This window comes from Comamonas odontotermitis, from assembly GCF_014207855.1.
Lineage (GTDB): Bacteria > Pseudomonadota > Gammaproteobacteria > Burkholderiales > Burkholderiaceae_C > Comamonas > Comamonas odontotermitis_A.
In genome coordinates this window covers 1-24,761 of record NZ_JACHKZ010000001.1, presented here as the reverse complement: position 1 = coordinate 24,761, position 24,761 = coordinate 1, and the positions used below count along the sequence as shown (strand labels likewise).

The following is a 24,761-nucleotide window of genomic DNA, read 5'->3' as shown; positions in this document are numbered from 1 at the left end:
GCTCGCTTGGCCTTGGCGTGTGCTCGGAAAATCAGCATGAAATACTGCTTTTTTGTAGCAAAAAGCGCTTTATGTGTATGCGCAAAAGGCTTTTTTCATCCAGTTCCTGGAGGTAAGCTGCATTCTCTGGGGTCAAGGGTGCTTTTGGCCTGCCTGCCAGCGGACGAAGGGCTGCTATATCACCAGTCTGGAGTGGCCCACCCCCGCGCCTTTTTCCACGCGGATCTGCGCGGGGATGCGTTCCTTGAGCGCTTCCACATGGCTGATGATGCCGATCATCTTGCCACTGGCGTTCAGCGCGTCCAGGGCGGAGAGCGCCACCTCCAGCGTCTCGCCGTCCAGCGTGCCAAAACCTTCGTCCAGGAACAGCGAGTCGATCGAGGTCTTGTTGCTGACCAGATCGGACAGCGCCAGCGCGAGGGCCAGGCTGACGAGGAAAGCCTCGCCGCCCGAGAGCGTGCGTGTGTCGCGTGCCACATCGCCTTGCCAGCTGTCCACGATGTCGAGCTCCAGCTCGCCCGTGGGTTTGCGGCGCAGCAGGTAGCGGCCATGAAGGCGGGTGAGGTGGCGGTTGGCAAGCAGCAGCAGGTGGTCGAGCGTGAGCCCTTGCGCAAATTTGCGAAATTTGTCGCCCTTGGCCGAGCCGATGAGGCTGTCGAGCCGTTGCCACAGGTCGCTGTCCTGCTCTTGTTCGGCAATCTGTGCCAGCAAGGCCTGCTGGCCAGCGCGGCGTGCCTGGTCATCGGCCAGGCGTGCACGTTGGGCACCCATGTGTTCGGCAGTACTGGTTCGTTCGGCTTCCAGCGCCTGCAATTGCTCGGCAATGGCCTGCGGCGTCTCCTGCGTCAGAGCCTGCGCCTGCAATTGGCGGTGCTGCTGCTGTGCTTGATCGGCCAAGGTGACCGCGCGCTGCACAGCAGCGTGCAATGCATCGCTCCATGCGGAAAGCCGTTGCTGCTCGGCCTGCGGCAACAGGGCTTGCGCAAAAGCGTCCTCATCGCTGAAGGGGCTGGTTTGCAGTGCTGCATTCCATGCCGCATGCGCTTGTAACTGTGCCTCTTGCAGCTGCGCCAGGTGGCTGTGCGCTTGCTGGGCCTGGCCTTCCAGGCTGGCCTGCTGCTGGTTGGTGCGCTCCAGCACAGCGGTGCAATCGGCCAGTGTGGCGGGCAGGGCAGCTGGCGGAGAGCCAATCTCGGCCAAGGGCTGCAATTGCGCGGTACGGTGCTGCCATTGCCTCGCTTCCTCGGCGCATTGAAAGGCACGCTGCTGCTGCAGGGCCAGCTGCTGGGCCAGGGTCTGCAGTTGGGTGTTGTGATGCTGCCATTGCTGCCAGTCGTGCTGGCGTGCCTGCAGCCAGGCAGGGGTGGCTGCGCCGCCGGGTACTTCCAGACCCAAGGGTGCCATGGCCGCCTGCAGTGCTGCATCTGCGGCGGAGGCGCTGGCCTGCAGGCTTTGCACCGAGGCAGCCAGCCGCGTTTGCAATGCAGCATTGTCCTGCTGGGCCTGCAGCAGGCGCTCATGCTGGTGCTGCGCGCTTTGCTGCGCCTGTGTGGCTGCGTGGGCAGCATCCTTGGCGTTGTGCAGTTTGCGTTCGCCAGCTTCTGCATCGGCCAGTGCCTGTTGCAGGCTGCGGGCTTGCTCGGCAAGTGTTTGGTGGGCTTGCGCAATTACCGTTGGATGCTGCCAGGCGTCTGGCGGCAATTCGCCCGCAGTAGATTGGCGCAGTTGCTCCCACTGGTTGTTCCACTGGGCAGTGCGTGCGGCAAGGCCTTCGAGCTGGCTGTGCAGGCTGGCCTGCTGGCTGAGGCTCGCTGCGTGCCCTGCATTCAGTTGCTCTCCCTGGTGCTGCAGTGCTTCGAGCTCTGCCTGCGCGCGCTGCAGCGCAACTGCGGTGGCAGAGATGTCCAGCGCCGCGTATGCCGACAGGGCCGGATGCTCCTGCGATCCGCACAGCGGGCAGGGCTGGCCGGGCTGCAATGCATGGCGGTGGGCTTCCAGGCTTTGGATGCGTTCTTCCTGGGCCAGCAGCATTTGCTTGTCGGCCACCCGCTCTTTCTGCGCCTTGTACTGGCTGCGCATCGCGCCAAGGGCGGCCTGCTGCTGTTGCACCTGGGCAGAGCAGGCATCCAGCTCTGCTGTGAGCTGCAACTGTTGCTGGGCCAGCGGCTCGCGCTGGCTGGCATGGTGCTGCAGCTGTTGCCAGGCTTGCAGGTGCTGCTGGGCAGCCTGCCAGGCCGTGCGCAGCTGTGTCAGGCTGTCGCCATGGGCCGCGAGCCGGGCTTGCTGCACCTGTGCGGCATCGTGCGCTGCGGCTTCTGCCTGCTGCAGGGCCGCCTGGGCCCGCTCCAGCACGGCAGCCTGATCCGTGGCTTGCTGCTGCAGGGCCTGGCCCTGCTGCCGTGCATGTTGCAGCTCACCTTGTTCACGCTGCAGCTGTTGCAGGTGCTGCTGGCGCTGTTCGAGTTGTTCGCGCCAGCCGCTGAGGTGTTCGCCCAGCTGCGCGTGGGCTGCATGGCTATGCAGCCATTGGTTGGTATCGGTATGCTGCGCCTGCAGTTGCTGTAGTTGTTGCTCTTCTTTTTGTAGTAATTGTGTGGCCAGGTGGCTGGCTTGCTGGTGGATATGCCACCGCAGGCTGCGGGCCTCGTTCAGTGCGGCGTGCAGTTGCTGCTGCTGGGTGTGGCCCGCCGCACTGGCGGCCTGTGCCTGTTGCCAGCGCGCATGCAGCGGCGCAATGGTTTGCGCCGGGCCATTAGCTTGCAGGCGCTGCAAATCAGGTGCTGCAGCCTGCAGCGCTTGTTGGGCCTGAAACAGGGCCTGGTTGGCCTGGGTCTGTGCGTGGGCAGCTTGCGAGGTCTGGGCGTGCCAGTGCTGCAGGGCCTGCAAGGCGGCGTGGCGCGTGTGGAGCTCGCCCAGGGTGGTTTGCAGTTGTGCAGCGTGCGCTTCCAACTGGGCGCGCTCGTCTTCCGGCAGCAGTTGCATGCCGCCTGCATGGGCCTTGCTTTGATCCAGTGCCTGGCGCGCTTGGCGCGCGCGCTCGAACACGGCCTGCGAGATCTGGCTGTAGATGTCGGTGCCGGTCAGCTCTTCGAGCAGTTCGGCGCGTTCATTGGCGCTGGCTTCCAGGAACTTGGCGAAACCGCCCTGGGCCAGCAGCATCGATCTGGTGAAGCGTTCAAAGTCCAGCCCGGTGATCTGGGCGATCTGCCGGAGCTTGTCTGCACTCTGGGTGCTGAGGATGTGGCCGTCCGCCACGCGCGCGAGCTCGACCCGTGGTGCCTGGAGCGCACCGCTGGCCTTGTCGCGGGCGCGGCGCTGGCTCCAGAAGGCACGGTAGCGCACGCCTTTGACTTCGAATTCCACCTCTGCCTCGCAAGCCGCAGTGTGGCGCGTCATCAGGTCATTGTTGCTGGCGCTGATGGCGGACAGGCGCGGTGTCTGGTGGTAGAGCGCCAGGCAGATTGCGTCGAGCAGGGTGGATTTGCCCGCCCCCGTGGGGCCGGTGATGGCAAACAGGCTGTTGTCGGCAAACGGCGCGGCGGTGAAGTCGATGTCCCAATCGCCTTTGAGCGAATTGAGGTTCTTGAGGCGGAGCCTGAGGATTTTCATGCTGCGTCTCCCTCCGTGGCGGTGACCGTGCGCACGATTTCCTGGTAGCGCTCGGTGAGGGCCTGCTGCAAGGGTGGATCCAGCGTTTCCTGCGCCAGGCGGCGTGCAAATACTTCCTGCGCAGTGAGGTCGCCCAGCGATTCCATGGCGGCGCTTTGCAACTGCGCCGCAGCCGTGCCGCGCTGGCGCTTGATGCGCAGCACCCGCACGGGCAGTCCATCGGCCAGGGCCTCTACACGGGCGGGCAGGTCGGCGAGGTAGTCGTCTTCTTCTATGGTGATATCCACCCAGGTGGCGCGCTGTGCGTCTGCACGCGATGCAATATCCTGGAGTGCGCCTGGCAATGCTGCCAGATTGCAGCGGATGGTGGCCAGCGCCTGGAACGCCGGAATCGGCAGCGGTGTGACGGCCTGCAGGCCGGCTTCGCCCACGTCGACCAGCAGCACCTGTTTGGTCTGTCGCGCTTCGTCAAAGCCGAGCGCAATGGGTGAGCCGCTATAGCGGATGTGTTCCAGCCCGCCCACTTTCTGCGGCTGGTGGATATGGCCGAGCGCAATGTAGTCGGCAGGCGGAAAGGCGTTGGTAGGAAAGGCCTCCAGCGAGCCCACATAGATCTCTCGCACCGATTCGCTGCTGCTGGCGCCTACGGTGGTGAGATGCCCGGTGGCGATGATGGGCAGCTTGCGGCCCAGGGAATGCAGCAGCGCTGCCTGCTGGGTGAGCGCCGCCTCGTAGACCTGCTGGTAGGTAGACTGAATGGCGGCCTGCAGGGCCAGCTGCTTGTCGAGCGCGCTTTGTCCGGCCAGGCTTTGCTGCACATCGCGGGCGCGAATGAAGGGCAGGGCGCAGACGATGCAGCCGGGATCGCCAGAGCGGCGCAGCGGCAGGGTGATGGCATGCTGTGGTGGCGCGCCTGTCGCGGCAATCACCTGGGTGCCCAGATGACGCAGCAGGTCGCGGCTTTCATCGAGCACGCTGACCGAATCATGGTTGCCTCCCAGCACCAGCAGGGCAACCCCTGCCTGGTGCAGCCGGGCGATCAACTGGTTGTACAGCTCACGGGCATAGCTGGGCGGCGCGCCGGTGTCGAAGATATCACCGGCAATCAGCACGGCATCGACCCCCTGGGCATCGACCTGTGCCACCAGCCAGGCAATCAGCGCCCGGTGTTCGGCCTGGCGGCTCTGGCCCATGAAATGTTGGCCCAGATGCCAGTCGGAGGTGTGGAGGATGCGCATGTGGAGATTGGCGGGAACAACCACCTATCGTAGTGGCTGGGGCTGTGCTGTCAGGGATAGCCCGGCGGGAAAGCATACAAATAATAACAATGGTGTCATTGAAGTTAGGCTTTCAATTGATTCGTTCTATGAAGATGGCGGGTTCTATAATCCGCCGCACCATGATTGCGCCCATGGGGGGCAGCAACGTGACATGCGCAGCTGACGGGCACGGCGCCCGCTGCAATACGGAGAAGCATATGGCAAAGTTTGCAAATTGGATGGCAGTGGCTGCCGTGGTGGCCGGTGCCGGCCTGGTGGGTTGCGGCAAGAAGGAAGAGGCTGGCAATGCAGCTGCCCCTGCTCCTGCAGCAGCACCCGCACCAGCCGCAGCCCCAGCACCGGCTGCAGCACCCGCAGCCAAGGTTCAGGCTGGCAAGTGGAGTGCGACTACCGAGATGAGCGGGCCGATGGGTCAGCAGGCGCTGGCAGGTATGGAGCAGGCTTTCAAGAGCATGACGCCTGAGCAGAAGAAGGCGGCCAATCTGGAAAATGCCCGTATTGAAGGCGGCAAGCTGATTCAGGAGATGTGCATCACCGCTGATATGGCTTCCAAGACCTTGCAGGCGCTGGCTGATTCGCAGCTCAAGAACATGCCCGGCTGCAATGCACCCGACATCAAGACCAGCGGCAGCAAGGAAACCATGTCGTTCAGCTGTGGCGAGGGCAAGATGAGCATGGTGCTCGAAGCCGATTACAAGTCGCCTACCGAAAACGTGGTGACCACCAAGATGGACATGGCCGGTCAGAACATGCAGACTACCGTGACCAGCAAGCGCATCGGCGACTGCTGATTCCGCTTCGGATTTCTATTGCGAGGCCAAACGCAGCCACCTGGCGGGGTGGCTGCGTTTTTTTATGGGGCGCAGACTGAGGACGGAAGCGTTTGCAACAAAAATGGCTTGTTGCCCCGTCCGTTAATCGCTATTGCTTCTGATTTTGTAGCGCAAGCCGGGCAAGAAGCCCAAAAAGGGCCACTGCTGGGAGCAGCAGTGGCCGTCAAGAGCACGGCCTGAGAGCTGGGCGGCCCTATTGTCTTGCGACGTTCAAGCCGTGCTACGCACTTCATGCCGTGGTGGCGAGCTGTGCTCGCCACCGTCAACCTGCGTTTGATGTGAACAAAAGGCGGCTGGGTTCATGGCGGCCGCCTGGAGGAAGGGCTGCGTCAGCGCCGCCCGATTTCACTCCAACCCGTAGGGACAGAGGTTTTGCAGGCGGTCTGCGTCGTTGCAACGCTTGCCAATAGCTGGCTATTGGCTGCGCACTGCGCCTCGCATCTCATCCCGCAAAGCCACTGTCGCGGCGCGAGGAGATCGTAAACACGTTCTTACTCGCCGAAGGAGCCGTTGCCTTCAGGCAGCTTGCCTGCGATCAGTGCGTCATGGGCCGCTTGCATCACTGCGCCGCGTGACAGGCCCTGGCCTTGCTCATAAGGGTTGGCTTGCAGCTTGTCACCCTTGAGCAGCATCGTGCCATTCTTCTGGGCGTCGACCAATTGGGCCTGCACTTCGGCGCGGCTCAGGCTGCTGGTGGCTGCGGCGCGGGGTGCAATGGCCTGGTCGCCTTCAAAGGGGTTGGCCTGTGCAACACCGGCACCCGTGGCCAGAACAGCGGCGAGACCTGCAATCGAAAAAATACGTGCGTTCATCATTTTTAAATTCCTTTGAGATTCCGGCGGGTCACCATGGCCTGCCGGTTCGCTCAACGGGTGGCGGTGTGTCACCGCGTTTGCTTCTCGTTGATCGATGTATTCAGTGTATTTTTGCGACCGTCGTGGATAAACCCCTTGGTATGGGATTGATTGTTCCGAATATCGAATCAATTGATCGACGAAGCTGGTGCGCAATGACCTACCCTGGTGGCCTTTATCGGCGGTAGACAAATAAAAATAGCATCCAGCGCTTGCTGTGTAAGCGCTGGATGCTATGGTTTCAGGAATTAGAGGAAGCGACCTCAGGTGCTGCTTCCAACAGCGGCCTGCAGCAGTTTTACAGAGGCCCTTCCAGCGGCTCGGCCAGAAAGCCGCCACTTTGGTGGGCCCACAGCTTGGCGTAGATGCCGCCATGCGCCAGCAGCTGCTGGTGCGTGCCTTCTTCCACGATCTGGCCCTTGTCCATCACGATCAGGCGGTCCATGGCCGCGATGGTGGACAGGCGGTGCGCAATCGCAATCACGGTCTTGTCGTGCATCAGGTTGTCCAGGCTCTCCTGGATGGCGGCTTCAACCTCGCTGTCCAGGGCGCTGGTGGCTTCGTCCAGCAGCAGGATCGGCGCGTCCTTGAGCATCACCCGCGCAATCGCCACGCGCTGGCGCTGGCCGCCCGAGAGCTTGACGCCGCGTTCGCCAACCTGGGCGTCATAGCCCGTGCGGCCAAACCGGTCGGACAGGCTGCCAATGAAGTCTGCCGCTTCGGCGCGCTCGGCAGCGCGCAGCATCTCCTCCTCGGTGGCATCGGGCCGGCCGTAGAGGATGTTGTCGCGCATGGAGCGGTGCAGCAGCGAAGTGTCCTGCGTCACCATGCCGATGTTGCCCCGCAGGCTGTCCTGGGTGACATGGGCGATGTCCTGGCCGTCGATGCGGATCTGGCCGCCCGCCACATCGTGAAAGCGCAGCAGCAGGTTGACCAGGGTCGACTTGCCAGCGCCCGAGCGCCCGATCAGGCCAATGCGCTCGCCCGGGCGGATGGTGAGGTTGAGGTGATCGATCACCGGACGGCCCGCATCCTTGTACGCAAAGCTCACGTTGTCGAAGATGATCTCGCCGCGGCTCACCGCCAGTGGCTTGGCGTCCTGCGCGTCCACGATGGTGCGCGGCTTGGTCAGGGTGTTGATGCCGTCCTGGATGGTTCCGACGTTCTCGAACAGCCCGGTCATCTGCCACATCACCCAGTGCGAGTAACCCATCAGGCGCAGCGCCATGGCGATCACCGCCGCCACGACACCGGCCGTGGCCTGGCCATTGGTCCACAGGTACAGCGCTGTACCGGCAGAGCCCAGCAGCAGCAGGGTGATCATCAGGTGGTTGGTGATCTCGAACAGGCTCACCAGGCGCATCTGCGCATGGCCCGTCTGCTTGAAGGCATCCATGGCACTGCGGGCGTATTCAGCCTCGCGCCGGGTGTGGGCAAACAGCTTGACGGTGGCGATGTTGGTGTAGGCATCGGTCACGCGGCCGGTCATCAGCGCGCGCGCATCCGCCTGCGCCTTGCCGATCTTGCCCAGGCGTGGAACAAAGAACACACAGGCGCCGATATAGGCGGCCAGCCACAGGGCAAACGGGATCATCAGCCGCCATTCAAAGCTCGCGGCCAGGATCAGGATGCCGATCATGTAGACGCTCACGCCCACCAGCACGTCGACGATCATGAAGATCACCTCGCGCACGGACAGCGCCGTCTGCATGATCTTGGTTGTGATGCGCCCGGCAAATTCGTCGGCGTAGAACGACATGCTCTGCCCCAGCATCAGCCGGTGGAACACCCAGCGCAGCCGCATCGGAAAGTTGATGGCCAGTACCTGGTGCATCACCTGCGTATGCAGCGCCAGCAGCAACACGCTGCCCAGCAAAATGGCGATGATACCGATGACCGTGCGGCCCTGGTCCGCCCAGAACGTGGTGGGCGAGAACGTGGCCAGCCAATCGACCACATGGCCCATGATGGCAAACAGCACGGCCTCGTATACCGCCAGCAGTGCCGATGTGGCCGTGAGCAGACCGATCCAGCCGCGCATGCCTTGCGTACAGGCCCACATGAAAGCGAAAAAACCCTTGGGCGGAACTTGTGGCTCGGCCGTTGGGTAGGACGGCACACGCCGTTCAAACCATGAAAACATGCACAAATCTCCTGCGATGTGGTCCAGATGCAGCCGGAAAAGTGACGACAGGCAGAAGGTGTCGTGGGGACACCGTGGCCGCAAACGGGACAACCAGCGCAGCCGCTGTGTGCAAGCGGCTGATGGTGAAATGGGAAAAGCGGGAACAGGCCCGGTTCGCCGAGTCTAGCGGGCCTGTGGCAAGACGGGGGGCGCTCATGGGATAGCCCTTGGATGACGGAATGTTTTTTGGGGTTGTCGGTGTTTGCTGCAGTGCGTCAATTTATAGATTTGTGAAAAGCCATAGGGATGTTCACCAATGCGACTCATAGCCCGGCGTTTTTAAGATAGAGGTTTTATCTCAAGCCAAAGGCATCCGATGTCTTCCAACCCAACTACAACTTTGCATCACGTTCCTGCCACCCGCTGGAAACTGCCTGCCCTGAGCGCTATGGCGCTGGCCATCACCATGAGCCTGGGCGCCTGCGCAAGCAGCCCGCAAGCTGCCAGTGCTCCTGCAGCGGCAGCGCCTGTCGCAGCAGCCCCGGCAGCGGCTGCGCAACCGGCGCAGCAAGGTGCGCGCAATGTGGTGGTGCTGGCCACCGGCGGCACCATCGCGGGCGCAGGCGCGTCGGCCATGAACAGTGCAACCTACAGCGCGGCCAAAGTGCCTGTGGACAAGCTGCTGGCAGGGTTGCCCGAATTGTCCAAGGTCGCCAATGTGCGCGGCGAGCAGGTCTTCCAGATCGCCTCCGAGAGCTTCACCAATGACAACCTGCTGGTGCTCGCCAAGCGCGTGTCGGCCCTCGTCAAGCAGGCCGATGTGGATGGCGTGGTCATCACCCACGGCACGGACACCCTGGCCGAGACTGCTTATTTCCTGAGCCTGACGGTGCATACCAACAAGCCCATCGTGGTGGTGGGATCGATGCGCCCAGGCACGGCCCTGTCGGCGGACGGCGCTTTGAACCTGGTGAACGCCGTGAGCGTGGCCGCCGCCAAGGATGCCGAGGGCAAGGGTGTGGTCGTCACGATGAACGACGAAATCCAGTCGGGCCGCGATGTGAACAAGGACGTGAACATCAAGACCGGCGCATTCCAGAGCCAATGGGGCCCGCTGGGCATGGTGGTGGAAGGCAAGAACTACTGGTTCCGCGCGCCGGTCAAGCGCCACACGATGCAGTCCGAGTTCAATATCGACTCCATCACCAGCCTGCCGCCAGTGGAGATCGTCTATGGCTACGGTAATGTGCCGCGCACGGGCATCGATGCGTTTGTCGGCTCGGGCGCCAAGGCGATCATCCACGCAGGCACCGGCAATGGCTCAGTGGCCGACCGCATTGTGCCCGCACTGCAGGAAGCGCGCAGCAAGGGCGTGCAGGTGATCCGCTCGTCGCGCGTGCCTTACGGCTTTGTGCTGCGCAATGCCGAGCAGCCTGACGACAAGTACGACTGGGTGGTCGCCCACGACCTGCGCCCCGAAAAGGCACGCCTGCTGGCCGCGCTGGCCCTCACCAAGACCAGCGACCCCAAGGAAATCCAGCGCATCTTCTGGGAATATTGATGCGCCGCGCCCGGTGTTGCCGGGCCTGATTGCGCAAGCGCCATGAAAAAGGGACAGCCTGAACCGGGCTGTCCCTTTTTTCCATGGCGCAGATCAGAACGTGATGACCTTGTCGGCGGTCAATGTCCAGTCCGCCAACTCCGGCAGCGTGCCAATGCTCACGCCGTTGATCAACGTCAACTCGGCCAGGCCCCGCGCCAGTGCGCAGGTGCGGCACAGCCTGATGGTGACGCCTTCGGCCACCAAGGTTTCCACCATGGCCTGCAGGCCGGGGCCCGCGCCGTCATGCTGGTTCGGCAGGCCGACGACGGTGGCATCGGACATCAGGAACACCTTCACTTCCGGCTTGCTGTCGTGACCGGCCAAAGCGGTGGCCACACGCAGGGCCGACAGACAGCGCTCGCTACCGTAGGGTGCGGCATGCACGATGACGACGATCTTCTGGGTCATGGGAAATCCTTTGCAGAGAGGGGGTCACTTCCGGATCAGGTAGCGGATGGTCGGGCCATCCTGCTGGATTTCCAGCACCTCGTAGCCGTGGTTCTTGGCGTCCAGCGGAATGTTGTTGATCGACTGCGGGCAGTCGGAGATCACTTCCAGGATTTCGCCGGGCTGGAGGCTGGGCATCGCCTCCAGCGTGGCCACGGCTGGGTACGGGCAGGGCTCGCCCATCATGTCGAGGCGGTAATCGGGCGTGTAATTGGACATGGGAAGAACTCCTTACTGAACGGCAGGGCGCACGCTGGCCTGAATGGATTGCTGGCGCTGCTTGCGGTTGAAGAAATGGCGCTCCCACCACAGCACGAGCAGCAGCGAGATGGCCAGCATCACATAGGTGGTGAGCAGGCCCGCCTGCGGGCCCAGGGCCTTGAGCAGGTTGATCTTGTCATAGTTGATGGCGATGGCGGGAGCCAGGTCGTCCCAGACCAGCGCCAGCAGGGTAGAGCCGATGATGTTGCCCAGACCCACCCACCAGTAATGCACCTGGCCTTCGACGGCGCGGTACATCCAGCCGGTCTCGCACCCGCCTGCGAGCACGATGCCAAAGCCGAACAGCAGGCCGCCGATCACGGCATTGGGGCCCGCCCAGAAGATCTTGGGATCAAGCCCCAGTTGCACGTAGCTGTAGACGCCGATGGTGCCTGCGGCCATGCCGAAGATGATGGCCTTGGCCATCTGGGTGCGGCCAGTCAGCCACAGATCGCGGAAAGCCGAGGTGAAGCACACCTGGGCGCGCTCGATGATCAGGCCGAACATCAGCCCGAACAGGGCGGCAAAACCGAGCTTGGGCGCATCGAACACCTTGGCGACTGCCCAGCAGATGAAAGCGAAGAACAGAAACATGCCGATGCGAAAACGCTTCTTGGCCTGGGCTTCGCGCGCAGACAGCGGCTGGGCGGCGTTCACCTTCTGCAGTTTGACCGGAATGCGGAAGATGGGCAGCATGCTCACCTTGGCGCCAAACAGCGAGCCAATCGCCGTGGCGATGGCAAAGAACCAGGCGTGCAGCGAGAACTGCGGAATGCCGGTGAAGAACGCCGCCAGGTTGCAGCCCATGGCCAGGCGTGCGCCAAATCCGGCAATGATGCCGCCAACGATGGCCTGCACCACGCGGATGCGGTGGTTGGGCATGCGCAGCTTGACGTTGTTGGCCCAGAGCGCGGCCGAGAAGCAGCCGACGAACATGCCGATGATCATCACCCCGTCGATGCGGGTGAGCGGCGTTCCCTGCAGGCCGATGACCTTGAAGTAACCCCAATTCGAGAGATCGACCCCGAAGAACTGGAGCACATGGCCGCCCCACCGGGTGAACTCGCCCGTGACGGCCCAGAAGGTGCCGGTCAGGCCAAAGTAATACGCAGAGAGGACGCCTGCCGCAATCACTGCGGGCACGGGCGACCAGAAGCGCACCAGGTACTGGTGCTTGAAGTCTTGCCAGGTCATGTTTCTTCCTTGCTGCGCGGGCGTGCGCAGCGTCTGGCCCAGGCTCCCGGCGCGTGCTGCAGCAGCGTGCGCTGGGCGGTGGGTCTTTCAAATAGGTGCCTGCAACAGAGGCGAATCTTCCCGGCGGATGCACCGGGGTGGACGGGAGCGATTATGCTCCTTGTGATTTTTCCGGCCACTGCCACTGCTGCTGCTGTCACGGCGCTCGGCTGCCTGCACAATCTGCACCTGATACCCAAGAAGGAACTCCATGGACAACACATATGGCTGGGCGGCTCTCGTCTGGGAAGGTTTTCCCGCCTGGTACAAGCAATGGGCGGACGGCAGCAGCCTCGTCGTGGCAGAGCAGGGCGCGCAGGTGCTGTCGTGGAAAACGGCGGATGGCCGCGAACACCTGTACCTGAGCCCCGCCAGCGCGCGTGATGGCAAGACGGCCATCCGTGGGGGCGTGCCGGTGTGCTTTCCCCAGTTCAACACGCGCGGGCCGCTGCCCAAGCATGGCTTTGTGCGCAATCTGGGCTGGCAGGTGGCGGAGTGCGGCGCGCAGCACATTGCACTGCGGCTGCAGGATGGCCCGGCCACCCGCCAGTTCTGGCCGGAGGCTTTTGACGCTGTGCTGCGCGCTGAAGTGGGCGCCAACTCGCTGGTCATTACGCTGGACGTGCGCAACACCGGCAGCACGCCCTGGGCCATGACCTGCGCGCTGCACAGCTATCTGGAGGTGGATGACATCACGCAGACGCAGCTTTGGGGCCTGCAGGGCGCTGCGTGCTGGGATGCGCTGGCCGATACCCGCTTTGCCGAAGCGGCGGCGCAAATCGATTTTGGTGCCGCGCCAGGAGCAGGTTTTGATCGCGTGTTCTCGACACCGGGCGCTGGCGATAAATTGCTGCAAATTTCGCAGCAAACAACGCATAACGGACGGTCGATGACCATCCAAAACAGCGCAAATGCCAGTGAGGTGGTGGTGTGGAACCCGGGTGCGGCGCTGAGCCAGGAGCTGGCCGACATGCCCGATGATGGCTGGCGCCAGATGCTGTGTGTGGAGGCGGCCAGCATCGATGCCCCTGTCACCCTGGCGCCGGGGCAGCCATGGCGACTGGTGCAAACGCTAACTACGGCGGGTGCATAGACCTGGCTGGCGCCTATACCTATAGCAAGGCACCGGCGGCGGTTTAGCGCGGGCTCCCCGGCAGGGGTAGGCAGCTGCGTTGATAATGGCGCCCTTGTTTGTTGTGCGCGCAGCTATGGCTGCGCTGTTTCTATGCCGGGTACTGCCTCCCGTTCTTCTTCCTCTGGCGCCGCGACCGAGCTGCGCCGCGACCTCAAGGCCCGCCATCTGTCAATGATTGCCATTGGCGGCTCCATCGGCACGGGCCTGTTCGTGGCCTCTGGTGCCACCATTGCCCAGGCCGGGCCCGGCGGCGCGCTGCTGGCCTATGGCGTCATCGGCCTGATGGTGTATTTTTTGATGACCAGCCTGGGCGAGCTGGCTGCCTACATGCCGGTGTCGGGCTCGTTTGCCACCTACGGCGCGCGCTATGTCGACGAAGGCTTTGGCTTTGCGCTGGGCTGGAACTATTGGTACAACTGGGCAATCACGATTGCGGTCGATCTGGTGGCGTCGCAGTTGGTGATGACTTACTGGTTTCCCGATGTGCCGGGCTATTGGTGGAGCGCCCTGTTTCTGCTGCTGATGGTGGCGCTCAACGCCATTTCGGTCAAAGGCTTTGGCGAGGCGGAGTACTGGTTTGCCGCCATCAAGGTGACGACGGTGCTGGTGTTCATCGCGATTGGTGTCGCCATGATCATCGGCATTCTCCGTGGCGGCCCGCAAAACGGCATCTGGGGTGCTCTGGCTACGTGGCAGGTGGGCGACGCACCGTTTGCCGGCGGCTTTGCGGCGCTGATCGGCGTGGCGATGATCGTGGGCTTTTCTTTCCAGGGCACCGAGCTGATCGGCATCGCAGCAGCAGAGTCGGAAGACCCCGCGCGCAACATTCCGCGCGCGGTGCGCCAGGTGTTCTGGCGCATTCTGCTGTTCTATGTGCTGGCGATTGCGGTCATCAGCTCGCTCATTCCGTATACCGATCCGCAGTTGCTGCGCAACGAGGTGGGCGACATCAGCGTGAGCCCTTTTACCCTGGTGTTCCAGAAAGCCGGGCTGCTGTCGGCGGCTGCCGTCATGAATGCGGTGGTGCTCACTTCGGTGCTGTCGGCAGGCAATTCGGGCATGTATGCCTCCACGCGCATGCTCTACACGCTGGCCTGCCAGGGCATGGCGCCCAAGGCATTTGCGCGTCTGTCGGGCAACGGGGTGCCGGTGCTGGCGCTGCTGGCCACCACGGTGATGGCCGGGCTGTGCTTTTTCAGCTTTCTGTTCAGCCCCAAGACGGTGTACCTGTGGCTTTTGAACCTTTCGGGCATGACGGGTTTCATCGCCTGGCTGGGCATTGCCGTAAGCCACTACCGCTTTCGCAAGGGCTTTGTGGCGCAGGGGCATGATGTGTCGCAACTGCCCTATGTATCACCCTGGTTCCCTTTCGGGCCGATCTTTGCTTTCGTTCTGTGTCTCACCATCACGCTGGGCCAGAACTACGAGGCATTCCTGAAAGACCAGATCGATTGGGGTGGCGTGGTGGCTACCTATATCGGTCTGCCGGTGTTTTTGGTGATCTGGTGGGGCTACCGCATGGCCAAGGGTTCACGCACCGTGGCCTACCGCGATATGCGTTTTGACGGGCATGTTACTATCAAAAAATGAGCTTGAAACGTTTGATGGTTAAGCGCTATAGCGTGTTTTGACAGTAAAAAAGCAAGTCCGTGGACTTGCTTTTTTTTTGTGCGTGCTCCCGATCCCGCTGTTGGGGGCGCGCTTCAATGGCCCTTGGGCTGCACAGGCTGGCGGCCAATGGAGACATAGCCCAGGCCGTAGCTGGCTACCTGCGCCGGGTCGTACAGGTTGCGGCCATCGAACACCATGCGGTCCTTCAGGTTGGCGGCGAGTTGCTCGAAATCGGGCGCGCGGAAGATTTGCCACTCGGTGACGATTGCCAGGCAGTCTGCGCCCTGCACGGCTGCATCCACGTTGTCTACCAGCACCAGATCGCCGCGCTCGCCATAGATGCGCTGCGCTTCCTTCATCGCCACCGGATCGTAGGCCTGCACCCGGGCGCCTGCCGCCCACAGGGCTTCGAGCAGGTTGCGGCTGGGTGCCTCGCGCATGTCGTCGGTATTGGGCTTGAAGGCCAGGCCCCACAGCGCAATGGTCTTGCCCTGCAACTGCCCGCCATAGAAGGCGCTGATGCGCTCGAACAGCACGTTGCGCTGGGCTTCGTTGCGGGCCTCCACGGCGTTCAGCAGCAGGGGCTCGAAGCCGGTGTCCTGCGCGGTACGCACCAGGGCTTTCACATCTTTGGGAAAGCAGCTGCCACCATAGCCCGCGCCGGGGTAGATGAAGTGGTAGCCAATGCGCGGATCGCTGCCGATGCCGCGGCGCACAGCTTCCACATTGGCGCCCAGCCGTTCGGCCAGGTTGGCGATCTCGTTCATGAAGCTGATCTTGGTGGCCAGCATGGCATTGGCGGCGTACTTGGTCAGCTCTGCGCTTCGCACATCCATCACCACGATCCTGTCGTGGTTGCGGTTGAAGGGGGCGTACAGCTCGCGCAGCCTAGCTTCGGATGCCGGGTTGCTGGTGCCGATGATGATGCGGTCGGGCCGCTGGCAGTCGGCGACTGCGGCACCTTCCTTCAGAAATTCGGGGTTGGAGACCACGTCAAAGCCGTAGCTTGCACCGCGCGCGGCGAGGCCCTGCGCAATCACGTCGCGCACCTTGTCGGCGGTGCCCACGGGTACGGTGGATTTGTTGATGACAATGCGCGGCCCCGTCATGTGCTCGGCAATGGTGCGGGCCACCGCCAGCACGTACTGCAGATCGGCGCTGCCATCCTCATCAGGCGGGGTGCCCACGGCCAGGAAGATGACCTCGCTGTGCCGCACGCCTTCGGCTGCATCGGTGGTGAAGCGCAGGCGCCCGTTGGCGTGGTTGCTGGTCACGAGCTTGTCCAGGCCCGGCTCATGGATGGGTATCTGCCCGGCCTGCAGCGCGGCCACCTTGGCGGCGTCCACGTCCACGCAGAGCACCTGGTGGCCTACATCGGCCAGCACGGCCCCTTGTACAAGACCGACATAGCCGGTTCCAAAAACAGTGACTTTCATACGCGGTAGAACGAGCGGTACCAGTCCACAAAGCGCTGGACACCGTCTCTGACAGTGGTCGATGGGGCAAAGTTCACCCAGGCCTGCAGGGCGCGGGTGTCGGCCGATGTGCTGTGCATATCGCCCGGCTGTATGGGCAGCATACGCTTGTCTGCCGTGGTGCCCAAGGCCGATTCCAGCGCCGCGATGTAATCCATCAGCACCGTGGGATTGCTGTTGCCGATGTTGAAGATGCGGTAGGGCGCGGTGCTGGTGCCCGGGTTGGGCTGCAGCGCGTCATAGCTGGCATCGGGTGTGGCGGGCTTGTCCAGTACGCGCAGGATGCCTTCTGCGATATCGTCGATGAAGGTGAAATCGCGCACCAGCTGGCCATTGCCATACACGTCGATCGTCTCGCCCGCCAGAATGGCCTTGGTGAACTTGAACAAGGCCATGTCCGGCCGGCCCCAGGGGCCGTACACGGTGAAGAACCGCAGCCCGGTCGTGGGCATGCCATACAGGTGGGAGTAGGTGTGCGCCATCAGCTCGTTGGCCTTCTTGGTGGCCGCGTAGTAGCTGATCGGGTGGTCTACCGCATCGCTTTCGGCATAGGGCATCTTGGCGTTGCCACCATACACGCTGGAGCTGCTGGCATACACCAGGTGCGCCACCTGGTGCTTGCGGCAGCCTTGCAGAATATTGCCAAAGCCCAGCAGGTTGCTGTCGGTGTAATCGTCGGGTTGGTCGATGGAGTAGCGCACACCGGCCTGGGCGGCCAGGTGCAGCACGCGCTGCGGGCGCACTTCGTCAAACAGGGCGGCCATGCCTGCGCGGTCGGCCACATCCAGCTTCACAAAGCGGAAATGGGGGTGGCTTTGCAGCTGCGCCAGGCGTGCATCTTTCAGCGCCACATCGTAGTAGCTGTTGAGGTTGTCGATGCCCACCACAGCCAGCCCCTGCGCGAGCAGGCGCTGGGCGCAGTGCATACCGATAAAACCGGCGGCGCCGGTGACGAGAACAGTGTTCATGGGCTCACGGGGGCTGGCAGCCACACATACTGGTATTGCATGGGCGGCGTGCTGGCGCGCATATGGACAAAAGGAATGGTGAGGGACTGCGGCACAGCCCCGGGGTGGCTGGCGAGCACGGCGCTCCACCAATCAGGCGTGGCCTTGTCCATGCGTGCAATGTACAGCAGGCCTACGCCGGTATTGGCTGCCCGGGCGCGGCCATCGGCAAGGCACTCTGCCATGCGGCCCCATTCGGCAGTGCAGAACATGGCATAGGCATGCGGGTTGTGCGAGCGCAACATGGCGGCCACCATGTGGTCGGAGCCAACGATCAGGCCCTTGCCGTCGTAGCCAGCGTCCGCCAGCTGCTGGGCCAGTTGGGCAACCGGGTGGTTCAGCTCATCAGGGTCGTGGCGCCAGTCGGCCTGCCAGGGGCGGATGGTGGCGAGGGTCCAGAACACCAGCGCAAAAAGCACCACCGCCGTGGTGTAGCTGCGGCCTGTGCCCTCGGCCAGCAGAGCCGGGCGCCAGGCGTACAGAGCCAGCGGCGCAATGGCCGTCAGGGGCAGCACCCAGCGCTGCTTGAAGCTGCTGACATCTCCCACCACCACCATGGCGATCAGAATGAGGAACACCAGCGCCAGATAGCGGCGCAGCAACGGCCAGGCCCAGGCGCGCCAGTCGGGTGTGGTGCCTGCTGCAGCCTCTGCACGGTAAGCGGCCTTCCACAAGCGGCCGCGATAGGTTGCTAGCGCAACGATGAGCCACAGCCCCAGCGTGGAGAACACCGCCTTGGCCAGTGCACCCAGGCCTTTGAGGTGCGAGACCTGGGTCGAGATGTCCATCTTGTGGATGGTTTCCGTGGTGGCCTCACGCCAATGCTGCGCGAGCCACCAGGCGTGTGGCGCAAAGATCAGCAGGCCCACCAGCGGGGCAAGCCACCAGCCGTGGCCCAGTAAGGCGCGGCGCACCTGCGGCACCGTCAGCGCAGTCACAAACAGCACGCCAATCAGCATGGCAAAGCTGTATTTGGCCAGCATGCCCAGGCCGCAGAACACGCCCAGCCAGACGAAATGGACAGGGTTGGGCGTCTTGACCTGGCGCAGCACCATCCACCAGGTGCCAAAGGTCATGGCGGTCACGAGGATGGTGTGGGTCTGGTCGCGTACGCTGTCCCAGCCAAAGGGCAGCATCAGCAGCAGCCCGCCTGCCACCCAGAAAGCGCCCTTGGCGGGCAGCAGCACGCGCGCGGCCTGCCAGGCCAGCACATAGGTGAGCACGATCAGGCTGTGCTTGACGATGGAGAGTGCCAGCACCGACGGCCCCAGCACCTGGCCCACGGCCCATTGCAGCCAGCTGTAGGCGGGCGGTTGCGAGCCGTAGCCCAAGAGGAATTCTTGCGACCAGAGGATCTGCTCGGACTCATCCCATTTCATGCCCTCCGAGATCGTGACGCGCGAGATGATGTGCGCGCAGGCCAGCAGCAGTATCCAGGCCAGCGGGTGCTGGTAGAGGGGCTGCTGCCAGTCTTTGGCAGGAGCAGAAGGCGAAGACGTCATGGCGGAAACACGGATGCGCCATGCGCAAGTGGCCTGGGCACGGGCCTGGCCTGTCGCATCAGCAGCAGAGGAAAGGGCGGATCAGGTAGTATAGGCGACCGCTGTTTAAGCAAAATACCAAGCGCCGTGTCTTCTCCTGCTGTATCCATCGTCGTCCCCATCTATAACGAATTTGACAATCTGACCGCCCTGGTGGACCGGATCGATGCGGCCATGCGTGCGCAGCCGCTCAGCTACGAGCTGATCGCAGTGGACGATGGATCAAAGGACGACAGCGCCAGGCTGCTGCTGGAGCTGGCATCGACCCGCCCCTGGCTGCGGCCGGTGATTCTGGCCCGCAACTACGGCCAGTCGAGCGCGCTGCAGGCCGGGTTTGACCGCGTGCAGGGCAAATATGTGGTGACGCTGGATGCCGATCTGCAAAATGAGCCCGACGATATTCCGCTGCTGCTCAACCGCCTGGAAACCGATGCCAGCGTGGACATGGTGTCCGGCTGGCGCAAGGATCGCCAGGATGCAGCAATTTCGCGCAAACTGCCCTCAAAAATAGCCAACCGGCTTATATCCAACGCCACGGGCGTGCAACTGCACGACTATGGCTGCGCGCTGAAGGCCTACCGCCGCCACATCATCGACCGCATCCACCTGTACGGCGAGCTGCACCGTTTCATTCCGTCGCTGGCGCGTGATGCCGGGGCGCGCATCACCGAGGTGCCGGTGCGCCACCATGCGCGCACGGCAGGCGTGTCCAAATACGGCATTGACCGCACCTTCCGCGTCATCCTGGATCTGATCCTGATGGTGTTCCTGATGCGCTACCGCCAGCGCCCGCTGCACGCCTTTGGCGGCCTGGGGCTGTGGCTGGCAACGCCGGGCTTTCTCATCCTGGCCTATCTGTTCGTCATCAAGCTGATGGGCGAGAGCATCGGCGGCCGGCCGCTCCTGATCGTGGGCGTGATGCTGGTGCTGATGGGCATGACCTTTGTGGCGGCAGGCCTGATCGGGGAAATGCTGACCCGCGTGTACTACGAATCGGGCGGTGGCCGCCAGTACTACGCGGATGAATACCGTATCGACTCCACGGGTGAGACCCCGCAGATGGTGCGCGTGGAGGTGCCGCGCGCAGCAGCCGCTACCGCTGCATGAACGTGGCGCCCGCGTGAACCGAGTCCAGAAAGCCTGCCTCAAGGCCGCAAGCGGCGCCCTCCTGCTGGGCGCCGTTGCCTATTTTGCCGATCCTGCCGCACTGTGGGCGCGCTTGCGCGCAGCCAATGGCGGGTGGCTGGCAGCGGGCCTGTGTGCGGCAATCGCGTCCAACGTGGTTTCTGCATGGCGCTGGCGCGCACTGGCGCGTTGGCTGGGCGCGGAGATGCGCTGGCCCGATGCGCTGCGCTGGTACTTTCAGGCCATCGGCCTCAACGCCTTGTTGCCCGGCGCCGTGGTGGGCGGCGATGTATACCGCGCTGTAGTACTGCAGCGCACCGGGCAGAGCAAGGCGGCATCGTCGCTGTCGGTGCTGCTGGATCGGCTGAGCGGCCTGTGGATGCTGTGCGCGATTGGCGCCCTGGGCGCGGCCGTAGCGGCCCCTGTGCTGGCACCGGTGGTGCGGGTGCCGCAGGCCTGGTTTATTGCGGCCATGCTGGCAGGCGCGGTACTGTGGATTGCATTGCCCTGGGGGCTGCTGTGGTGGCTGGGCCGGCGTGATGCGGCCCGGCTGCCTGCGTGGCTGCGACCGCTGCTGCAGGCAGCGCAGCGGCCTGATTTTCACGTGCAGATGCTGGTGCAGGCGGCTTCGTCGGCACTGGTGCAGGTCTTGTCGGCAGGAGCCCTGGCGCTGGGCGGTCTGGCGCTGGGCATCCATCTGCCGGTGGCGGCGTGGGCCTTTGCCATGGCACCCATCTTTTTGATGGCGGCGCTGCCCGTGAGTGTGGGCGGCTGGGGCACGCGCGAGGCGGCCAGCGCTGCGGCACTGGCGCCGTTTGGCGTGCCAGCAGCCGTGGCGGTTGGTGTCGGCTTGGTCTATGGCGTGTATGCGCTGGTGCAGGGCGCGCTGGGGGCACTGGCCTTCGGTCTTCCAAGCCAGCGTGAAAGAGAAGCTGGTGTCGAAGGGCATTGAACAGCCCTTGAACAGCGCTTTTGTCAATGAATCAGGCTTGGACGCTTAAGGCATAAGCGCATATTGCTATCGAAGGCATAGCGTTTGATGGGTGGCGTTGCCTTTCCGCAATAAAAAAGCAAGCCCGAAGGCTTGCTTGTTTTTTTGGGGCCGAGCCAGGCAGGTACAGCTTAAGCAGCGGTAATCGACACGGCCTTGGCGTTGAGATACGCCTCCATCGCTTCGGGGCCACCTTCGCTGCCGTAGCCCGAATCCTTCACGCCGCCGAAGGGGAATTCGGCCGTTGGTGTGGCGGGCTGGTTGATCCAGACCATGCCAGCCTCGATCTGGTTGGACAGCATCTGCACGCTCTTGTACGAGCGTGTATAGGCATACGCGGCCAGGCCAAAGGGCAGGCGGTTCGCTTCGGTGATCGCGTCTTCGAGCTTGTCGAAGGTGCGGATGGCAGCAATCGGGCCGAAGGGCTCGTCATTGAACACCGAGGCGTTCATGGGCACATCGGCCAGAATGGTTGGGGCGAAGAAATTGCCTTCGCTGCCTACCCGTGCACCACCGGTAGCCACTTTGGCGCCCTTGGCGGCAGCATCTTCCACCACCTTGGCCATGGCGGTCAGGCGGCGGGCATTGGCCAGCGGGCCCAGGGTCGTGCCATCGGCAAGGCCGTCGCCCAGCTTGAGGCTCTCGGCGCGCTTGACAAAGGCCTCGACGAACTCGTTCTTGATGCTGCTGTGCACCAGAAAGCGCGTAGGGGAGATGCAGACCTGACCTGCGTTGCGGAACTTGGCTGCAGCGGTGGCCTTGATGGCCAGTTCCACATCGGCGTCTTCGGCCACGATCACCGGCGCGTGTCCGCCCAGCTCCATGGTCACGCGCTTCATGTGCGCGCCAGCCAGTGCAGCCAGTTGCTTGCCAATGGCGGTGGAGCCGGTAAACGTCACCTTGCGGATGATGGGGTGGGGAATCAGGTATTCCGAAATCTCAGCCGGCGAGCCATACAGCAGGCCCAGCACGCCCTTGGGAATGCCGGCATCCACAAAGCACTGCAGCAGCGCGGCGGGCGATGCGGGGGTCTCCTCGGGCGCCTTCACCAGGAAGGAACAGCCCGTGCCCAGCGCCGCGCCCAGCTTGCGCACCACCTGGTTGATCGGGAAGTTCCAGGGCGTGAAGGCAGCAATCGGGCCGACGGGCTCCTTGATCACCAATTGCTGCACATTGGCGACGCGGGCAGGAACGATACGGCCATACACACGCAGGCCTTCATCGGCAAACCATTCGATGATGCCGGCACCGGCCAGCACTTCGCCCTTGGCTTCCGCCAGCGGCTTGCCTTGCTCCTGCGTCAGCAGGCTGGCGATGGCATCAGCGCGCTCGCGCAGCAGGCCTGCAGCCTTGCGCATGATGCCGGCACGCTCGATTGCGGGCATGGCGCGCCAGGTGTTGAAGCCAGCTTGCGCGGCATCCAGCGCGCGGTCCATGTCTTTCTTGGTGGCGTGCGCCACCTTGCCGATGGTCTTGCCGGTCGCGGGGTTCACCACATCAATGGTCTTGCCATCCGAGGCATCACACCATTCATTGTTGATCAGCAGTCGGGTATCAGGATACGCGGTTGTCATTGCGATGGTTCCTTGCTTGTCTTGAGAATGTCTGGGGCCTGCCGGAGCCACCCGTGCGGGGTTCCGGTGGTCGCGCCGCAACACAGGCGGACGGGCGCATACATGCTAACCGCAAGCGTAAATACGCGGAGTCACCAACGTAATTCCAGGTTTGCAGGCGCGGTCGGGAAAGCGAGCACCCAGGTTTCTCCACAATGTGGCCGCGCGCTCATGGTAAAACATGGGGGTTGTGGTGCAACTGCCTCAGTGCTAAGGCCCGCTAACACAATCCTTGATACGTCGTTGCTTCGTCGCAGGGGCGCCCAGCCGGGGGCGCCAAGCCTTGTCGTACGCCTGTACGGCATGGGGCTTCGCCTGACGCGGCCCGCCGCCTCGTCTCAACCGCAAATCTACGATTTGCCGGGTTATGTTCGCGGCTCGCAAGAGCGCAGGCGGGTGCTCCTTGCCGTGTTTTTGCTCGACCTGCGCAAATTTGACCGGGGCACAGTGTTGCACCGATGGAAATGCCGATGATGCATTCCTGTTTGCGCAAGTTCTATTCTGGAAGTTCTCAGGCCATGTCTTTTATCCGTACCAGTTCTGCCGTTGTGACCATGTTTGCCGCCTTGCTGGCCGGTTGTGCCACGCAGGAAAGCGCCAAGACCACCGAAAAGGCCGATTCGGCTGCAACAGCGCCAGCCCCTGCGGAGCCGCTGCCCGCCGCAGGCTGTGCAGGCAATGCCTGCGACAGCGCGCCACAGCTGTTGACGGGAGCCTCTCCCCGTTATCCCTATCCCGCAGGTGCAATGGCCCAGCCAGCCAGCGTGCGCGTTCAATTTGTCGTGAATGTGGACGGCAGTGTGAGCGAGGTGAAGACCTTGACCACCACCTCCAAGGACATGGCCAGCGAAGTGGAGCGTGCCGTGCGCAAGTGGAAATACCGCCCGGCCATGAAGGCCAACCAGCCCATCAAGGTCATCCTGCAGCAGCAGTTCGACTTCAAGCCTTGAGTCGCTTTAAAGGCAGAGAGATTGGCGCTAGGCTTCAAGGGCGCGAAGATGAATTGCTTCAACGCCTAGAGTGGAGAGTGACGACCTCGGCGGCATTTGAGCGGTAACTGGCAGAACTTAACATCCGTGCTTCTCTTGTCAACCGATTTGCCGGGATGGGTACGCGGCAGACGGAGTCATGGCGTAACTCAGTCTGGTGCTTGAGATATTCGACTTCAGACTGATTTGAAAACGGAGGACTTCCCGCCATCTTGGCCTGTTTGATATGCAGTGTGACGATGGGGCGGCAAGCCAATTTCTTCGTCATTCATCAGGAGTCGTGCCATGCAAACCATCGTCCGTGTCGGGGTAGATCTCGCAAAGAATGTTCTGCAAGTCCATGCAGTCGATGCTCAAGGCAGGATGGTCACTAACCGATCCATCCAGCGCAGCAAGTTCTTGGCATGGTGCGCTCAATTACCTGCAGGGTGTCTGGTGGCCATGGAAGCTTGTGGTGGTGCGCACCACTGGTGTCGGCAGTTGCTGCGCATGGGCTTGGATGCACGCATGATGGCAGCGGCACTGGTCGCACCCTATCGCATGCAGGGCAAGAGCGGTAAAAACGATGCCAATGATGCGGCTGCCATTTGTGAGGCAGCCAGTCGCCCTCAGATGCGCTTTGTACCCGTGAAGACTCCACAGCAGCAGGGCATACTGTGTGTGCATCGGCTGCGTGAAGGGTTCAAAGAGGAGCGCACAGCATGCATTAACCGCATTCGAGGATTGCTCGCCGAGTTTGGCGTTGTGCTGCCGCAAAGCCCCAGAGCCTTGCGCACCCATTTGCACGATATCTTGGAAGATGCGACCAATGACATCGCAGGCGCAGCCCGCATTGCGCTGCAGCGTGCACTCATGCATTGGCAAGAGCTCAATGAACATCTTCACTGGGCTTTGTTGCACAAATCCGGGCCGCAGCGGTAGTAGGCTCGGATGATGGCTGGCTCCTGCGAGCGGCAAGCGTGGGCGCAACCAGACGTTCTCTGATGCCTCCATCCAGTTTTGCCTGACCATCAAATGCTTGTTTGGCCT

Annotated in this window: 18 protein-coding genes and 2 pseudogenes; 9 read left to right on the top strand and 11 right to left on the bottom strand. The window is 63.0% G+C overall.

From position 1 onward, the window contains the following. Positions 1-174 precede the first annotated feature (174 nt). A complete protein-coding gene (locus tag HNP33_RS00100) occupies positions 175-3,609 on the bottom strand; it encodes an AAA family ATPase (protein ID WP_184704025.1) in 3,435 nt (1,144 codons plus the stop codon). Next, positions 3,606-4,847, bottom strand: a complete 1,242-nt coding sequence (gene sbcD / locus HNP33_RS00095; protein ID WP_184704024.1) for an exonuclease subunit SbcD — start codon at positions 4,845-4,847, stop codon at positions 3,606-3,608. The genes HNP33_RS00100 and sbcD overlap by 4 nt, the downstream gene beginning before the upstream one ends. A gap of 239 nt (positions 4,848-5,086) precedes the next feature. Here sbcD and HNP33_RS21155 point away from each other — a divergent pair, with 239 nt between their 5' ends. Further along, positions 5,087-5,680, top strand: a complete 594-nt coding sequence (locus tag HNP33_RS21155; protein ID WP_184704023.1) for a DUF3617 domain-containing protein — start codon at positions 5,087-5,089, stop codon at positions 5,678-5,680. A 533-nt stretch (positions 5,681-6,213) separates the two neighbouring features. Here the strand turns inward: HNP33_RS21155 and HNP33_RS00085 are convergent. Both HNP33_RS00085 and HNP33_RS00080 read right to left on the bottom strand, forming a co-directional pair. Beyond that, positions 6,214-6,534 carry a DUF4148 domain-containing protein gene (locus HNP33_RS00085; protein ID WP_184704021.1) on the bottom strand — a complete coding sequence of 107 codons (321 nt, stop codon included), beginning with the start codon at positions 6,532-6,534 and terminating at the stop codon, positions 6,214-6,216. Positions 6,535-6,874: 340 nt separating this feature from the next. Next, entirely contained in the window at positions 6,875-8,719 is a 1,845-nt protein-coding gene (locus HNP33_RS00080; protein ID WP_184704019.1) for an ABC transporter ATP-binding protein, read from the bottom strand. A gap of 448 nt (positions 8,720-9,167) precedes the next feature. Here HNP33_RS00080 and HNP33_RS00075 point away from each other — a divergent pair, with 448 nt between their 5' ends. Then, a complete protein-coding gene (locus HNP33_RS00075) occupies positions 9,168-10,262 on the top strand; it encodes a type II asparaginase (RefSeq protein WP_221451962.1) in 1,095 nt (364 codons plus the stop codon). A gap of 93 nt (positions 10,263-10,355) precedes the next feature. On the opposite strand, the gene HNP33_RS00070 is transcribed toward HNP33_RS00075, so the two are convergent. From HNP33_RS00070 to yedE, 3 genes are read right to left on the bottom strand one after another with little or no spacing between them, the layout of a single operon-like run. After that, positions 10,356-10,712 (bottom strand): DsrE/DsrF/TusD sulfur relay family protein, encoded by a 357-nt coding sequence (locus HNP33_RS00070; protein WP_184704018.1) that lies wholly within the window; start codon positions 10,710-10,712, stop codon positions 10,356-10,358. A gap of 24 nt (positions 10,713-10,736) precedes the next feature. After that, positions 10,737-10,970 carry a sulfurtransferase-like selenium metabolism protein YedF gene (gene yedF, locus HNP33_RS00065; RefSeq protein ID WP_184704016.1) on the bottom strand — a complete coding sequence of 78 codons (234 nt, stop codon included), beginning with the start codon at positions 10,968-10,970 and terminating at the stop codon, positions 10,737-10,739. Positions 10,971-10,982: 12 nt separating this feature from the next. Next, positions 10,983-12,236, bottom strand: coding sequence for a selenium metabolism membrane protein YedE/FdhT (yedE, locus tag HNP33_RS00060; protein ID WP_325064893.1), 1,254 nt, complete (start codon positions 12,234-12,236; stop codon positions 10,983-10,985). A gap of 220 nt (positions 12,237-12,456) precedes the next feature. Here yedE and HNP33_RS00055 point away from each other — a divergent pair, with 220 nt between their 5' ends. After that, the gene (locus HNP33_RS00055; RefSeq protein WP_184704012.1) at positions 12,457-13,338 is read left to right on the top strand and encodes a D-hexose-6-phosphate mutarotase; all 882 of its coding nucleotides are present in this window, start codon (positions 12,457-12,459) and stop codon (positions 13,336-13,338) included. A 132-nt stretch (positions 13,339-13,470) separates the two neighbouring features. Then, entirely contained in the window at positions 13,471-14,970 is a 1,500-nt protein-coding gene (locus tag HNP33_RS00050) for an amino acid permease (RefSeq protein ID WP_184704010.1), read from the top strand. Between the two features lie 113 nt (positions 14,971-15,083). Here the strand turns inward: HNP33_RS00050 and HNP33_RS00045 are convergent, their stop codons facing one another. The 3 genes from HNP33_RS00045 to HNP33_RS00035 are packed head-to-tail and all read right to left on the bottom strand — an operon-like array spanning position 15,084 to position 18,975. Further along, entirely contained in the window at positions 15,084-16,427 is a 1,344-nt protein-coding gene (locus HNP33_RS00045) for a UDP-glucose dehydrogenase family protein (protein ID WP_184704008.1), read from the bottom strand. Beyond that, a complete protein-coding gene (locus HNP33_RS00040; protein WP_184704006.1) occupies positions 16,424-17,434 on the bottom strand; it encodes an NAD-dependent epimerase in 1,011 nt (336 codons plus the stop codon). The genes HNP33_RS00045 and HNP33_RS00040 overlap by 4 nt, the downstream gene beginning before the upstream one ends. Then, the gene (locus tag HNP33_RS00035; protein ID WP_184704004.1) at positions 17,431-18,975 is read right to left on the bottom strand and encodes an ArnT family glycosyltransferase; all 1,545 of its coding nucleotides are present in this window, start codon (positions 18,973-18,975) and stop codon (positions 17,431-17,433) included. The genes HNP33_RS00040 and HNP33_RS00035 overlap by 4 nt, the downstream gene beginning before the upstream one ends. A gap of 126 nt (positions 18,976-19,101) precedes the next feature. Here HNP33_RS00035 and HNP33_RS00030 point away from each other — a divergent pair, with 126 nt between their 5' ends. Then, a complete protein-coding gene (locus tag HNP33_RS00030; protein ID WP_325064885.1) occupies positions 19,102-20,121 on the top strand; it encodes a glycosyltransferase family 2 protein in 1,020 nt (339 codons plus the stop codon). 13 nt (positions 20,122-20,134) lie between these two features. Then, a complete protein-coding gene (locus HNP33_RS00025; protein WP_325064884.1) occupies positions 20,135-21,091 on the top strand; it encodes a lysylphosphatidylglycerol synthase transmembrane domain-containing protein in 957 nt (318 codons plus the stop codon). Between the two features lie 170 nt (positions 21,092-21,261). Here HNP33_RS00025 and HNP33_RS00020 read toward each other — a convergent pair whose 3' ends face one another. Beyond that, the gene (locus HNP33_RS00020) at positions 21,262-22,704 is read right to left on the bottom strand and encodes an NAD-dependent succinate-semialdehyde dehydrogenase (RefSeq protein ID WP_184704000.1); all 1,443 of its coding nucleotides are present in this window, start codon (positions 22,702-22,704) and stop codon (positions 21,262-21,264) included. 557 nt (positions 22,705-23,261) lie between these two features. Between HNP33_RS00020 and HNP33_RS00015 the strand changes: the two genes are divergently transcribed. The 3 genes and pseudogenes from HNP33_RS00015 to HNP33_RS00005 form a co-directional block, all read left to right on the top strand. Then, on the top strand, positions 23,262-23,693 hold the full coding sequence (locus tag HNP33_RS00015; protein ID WP_184703998.1) for an energy transducer TonB: 432 nt from the start codon (positions 23,262-23,264) through the stop codon (positions 23,691-23,693). A gap of 324 nt (positions 23,694-24,017) precedes the next feature. Next, positions 24,018-24,620: pseudogene (locus HNP33_RS00010) on the top strand (IS110 family transposase); the annotation flags it as partial. 46 nt (positions 24,621-24,666) lie between these two features. Next, positions 24,667-24,761 (top strand): annotated as a pseudogene (locus tag HNP33_RS00005) (transposase); the annotation flags it as partial.

Bases quoted from the DNA above. Each gene is read 5' to 3' on its own strand.
- HNP33_RS00100 (WP_184704025.1), bottom strand. From the start codon at position 3,609: ATGAAAATCCTCAGGCTCCGCCTCAAGAACCTCAATTCGCTCAAAGGC.
- sbcD (WP_184704024.1), bottom strand. From the start codon at position 4,847: ATGCGCATCCTCCACACCTCCGACTGGCATCTGGGCCAACATTTCATG.
- HNP33_RS21155 (WP_184704023.1), top strand. From the start codon at position 5,087: ATGGCAAAGTTTGCAAATTGGATGGCAGTGGCTGCCGTGGTGGCCGGT.
- HNP33_RS00085 (WP_184704021.1), bottom strand. From the start codon at position 6,534: ATGAACGCACGTATTTTTTCGATTGCAGGTCTCGCCGCTGTTCTGGCC.
- HNP33_RS00080 (WP_184704019.1), bottom strand. From the start codon at position 8,719: ATGTTTTCATGGTTTGAACGGCGTGTGCCGTCCTACCCAACGGCCGAG.
- HNP33_RS00075 (WP_221451962.1), top strand. From the start codon at position 9,168: ATGAGCCTGGGCGCCTGCGCAAGCAGCCCGCAAGCTGCCAGTGCTCCT.
- HNP33_RS00070 (WP_184704018.1), bottom strand. From the start codon at position 10,712: ATGACCCAGAAGATCGTCGTCATCGTGCATGCCGCACCCTACGGTAGC.
- yedF (WP_184704016.1), bottom strand. From the start codon at position 10,970: ATGTCCAATTACACGCCCGATTACCGCCTCGACATGATGGGCGAGCCC.
- HNP33_RS00055 (WP_184704012.1), top strand. From the start codon at position 12,457: ATGGACAACACATATGGCTGGGCGGCTCTCGTCTGGGAAGGTTTTCCC.
- HNP33_RS00050 (WP_184704010.1), top strand. From the start codon at position 13,471: ATGCCGGGTACTGCCTCCCGTTCTTCTTCCTCTGGCGCCGCGACCGAG.
- HNP33_RS00045 (WP_184704008.1), bottom strand. From the start codon at position 16,427: ATGAAAGTCACTGTTTTTGGAACCGGCTATGTCGGTCTTGTACAAGGG.
- HNP33_RS00040 (WP_184704006.1), bottom strand. From the start codon at position 17,434: ATGAACACTGTTCTCGTCACCGGCGCCGCCGGTTTTATCGGTATGCAC.
- HNP33_RS00035 (WP_184704004.1), bottom strand. From the start codon at position 18,975: ATGACGTCTTCGCCTTCTGCTCCTGCCAAAGACTGGCAGCAGCCCCTC.
- HNP33_RS00020 (WP_184704000.1), bottom strand. From the start codon at position 22,704: ATGACAACCGCGTATCCTGATACCCGACTGCTGATCAACAATGAATGG.
- HNP33_RS00015 (WP_184703998.1), top strand. From the start codon at position 23,262: ATGTCTTTTATCCGTACCAGTTCTGCCGTTGTGACCATGTTTGCCGCC.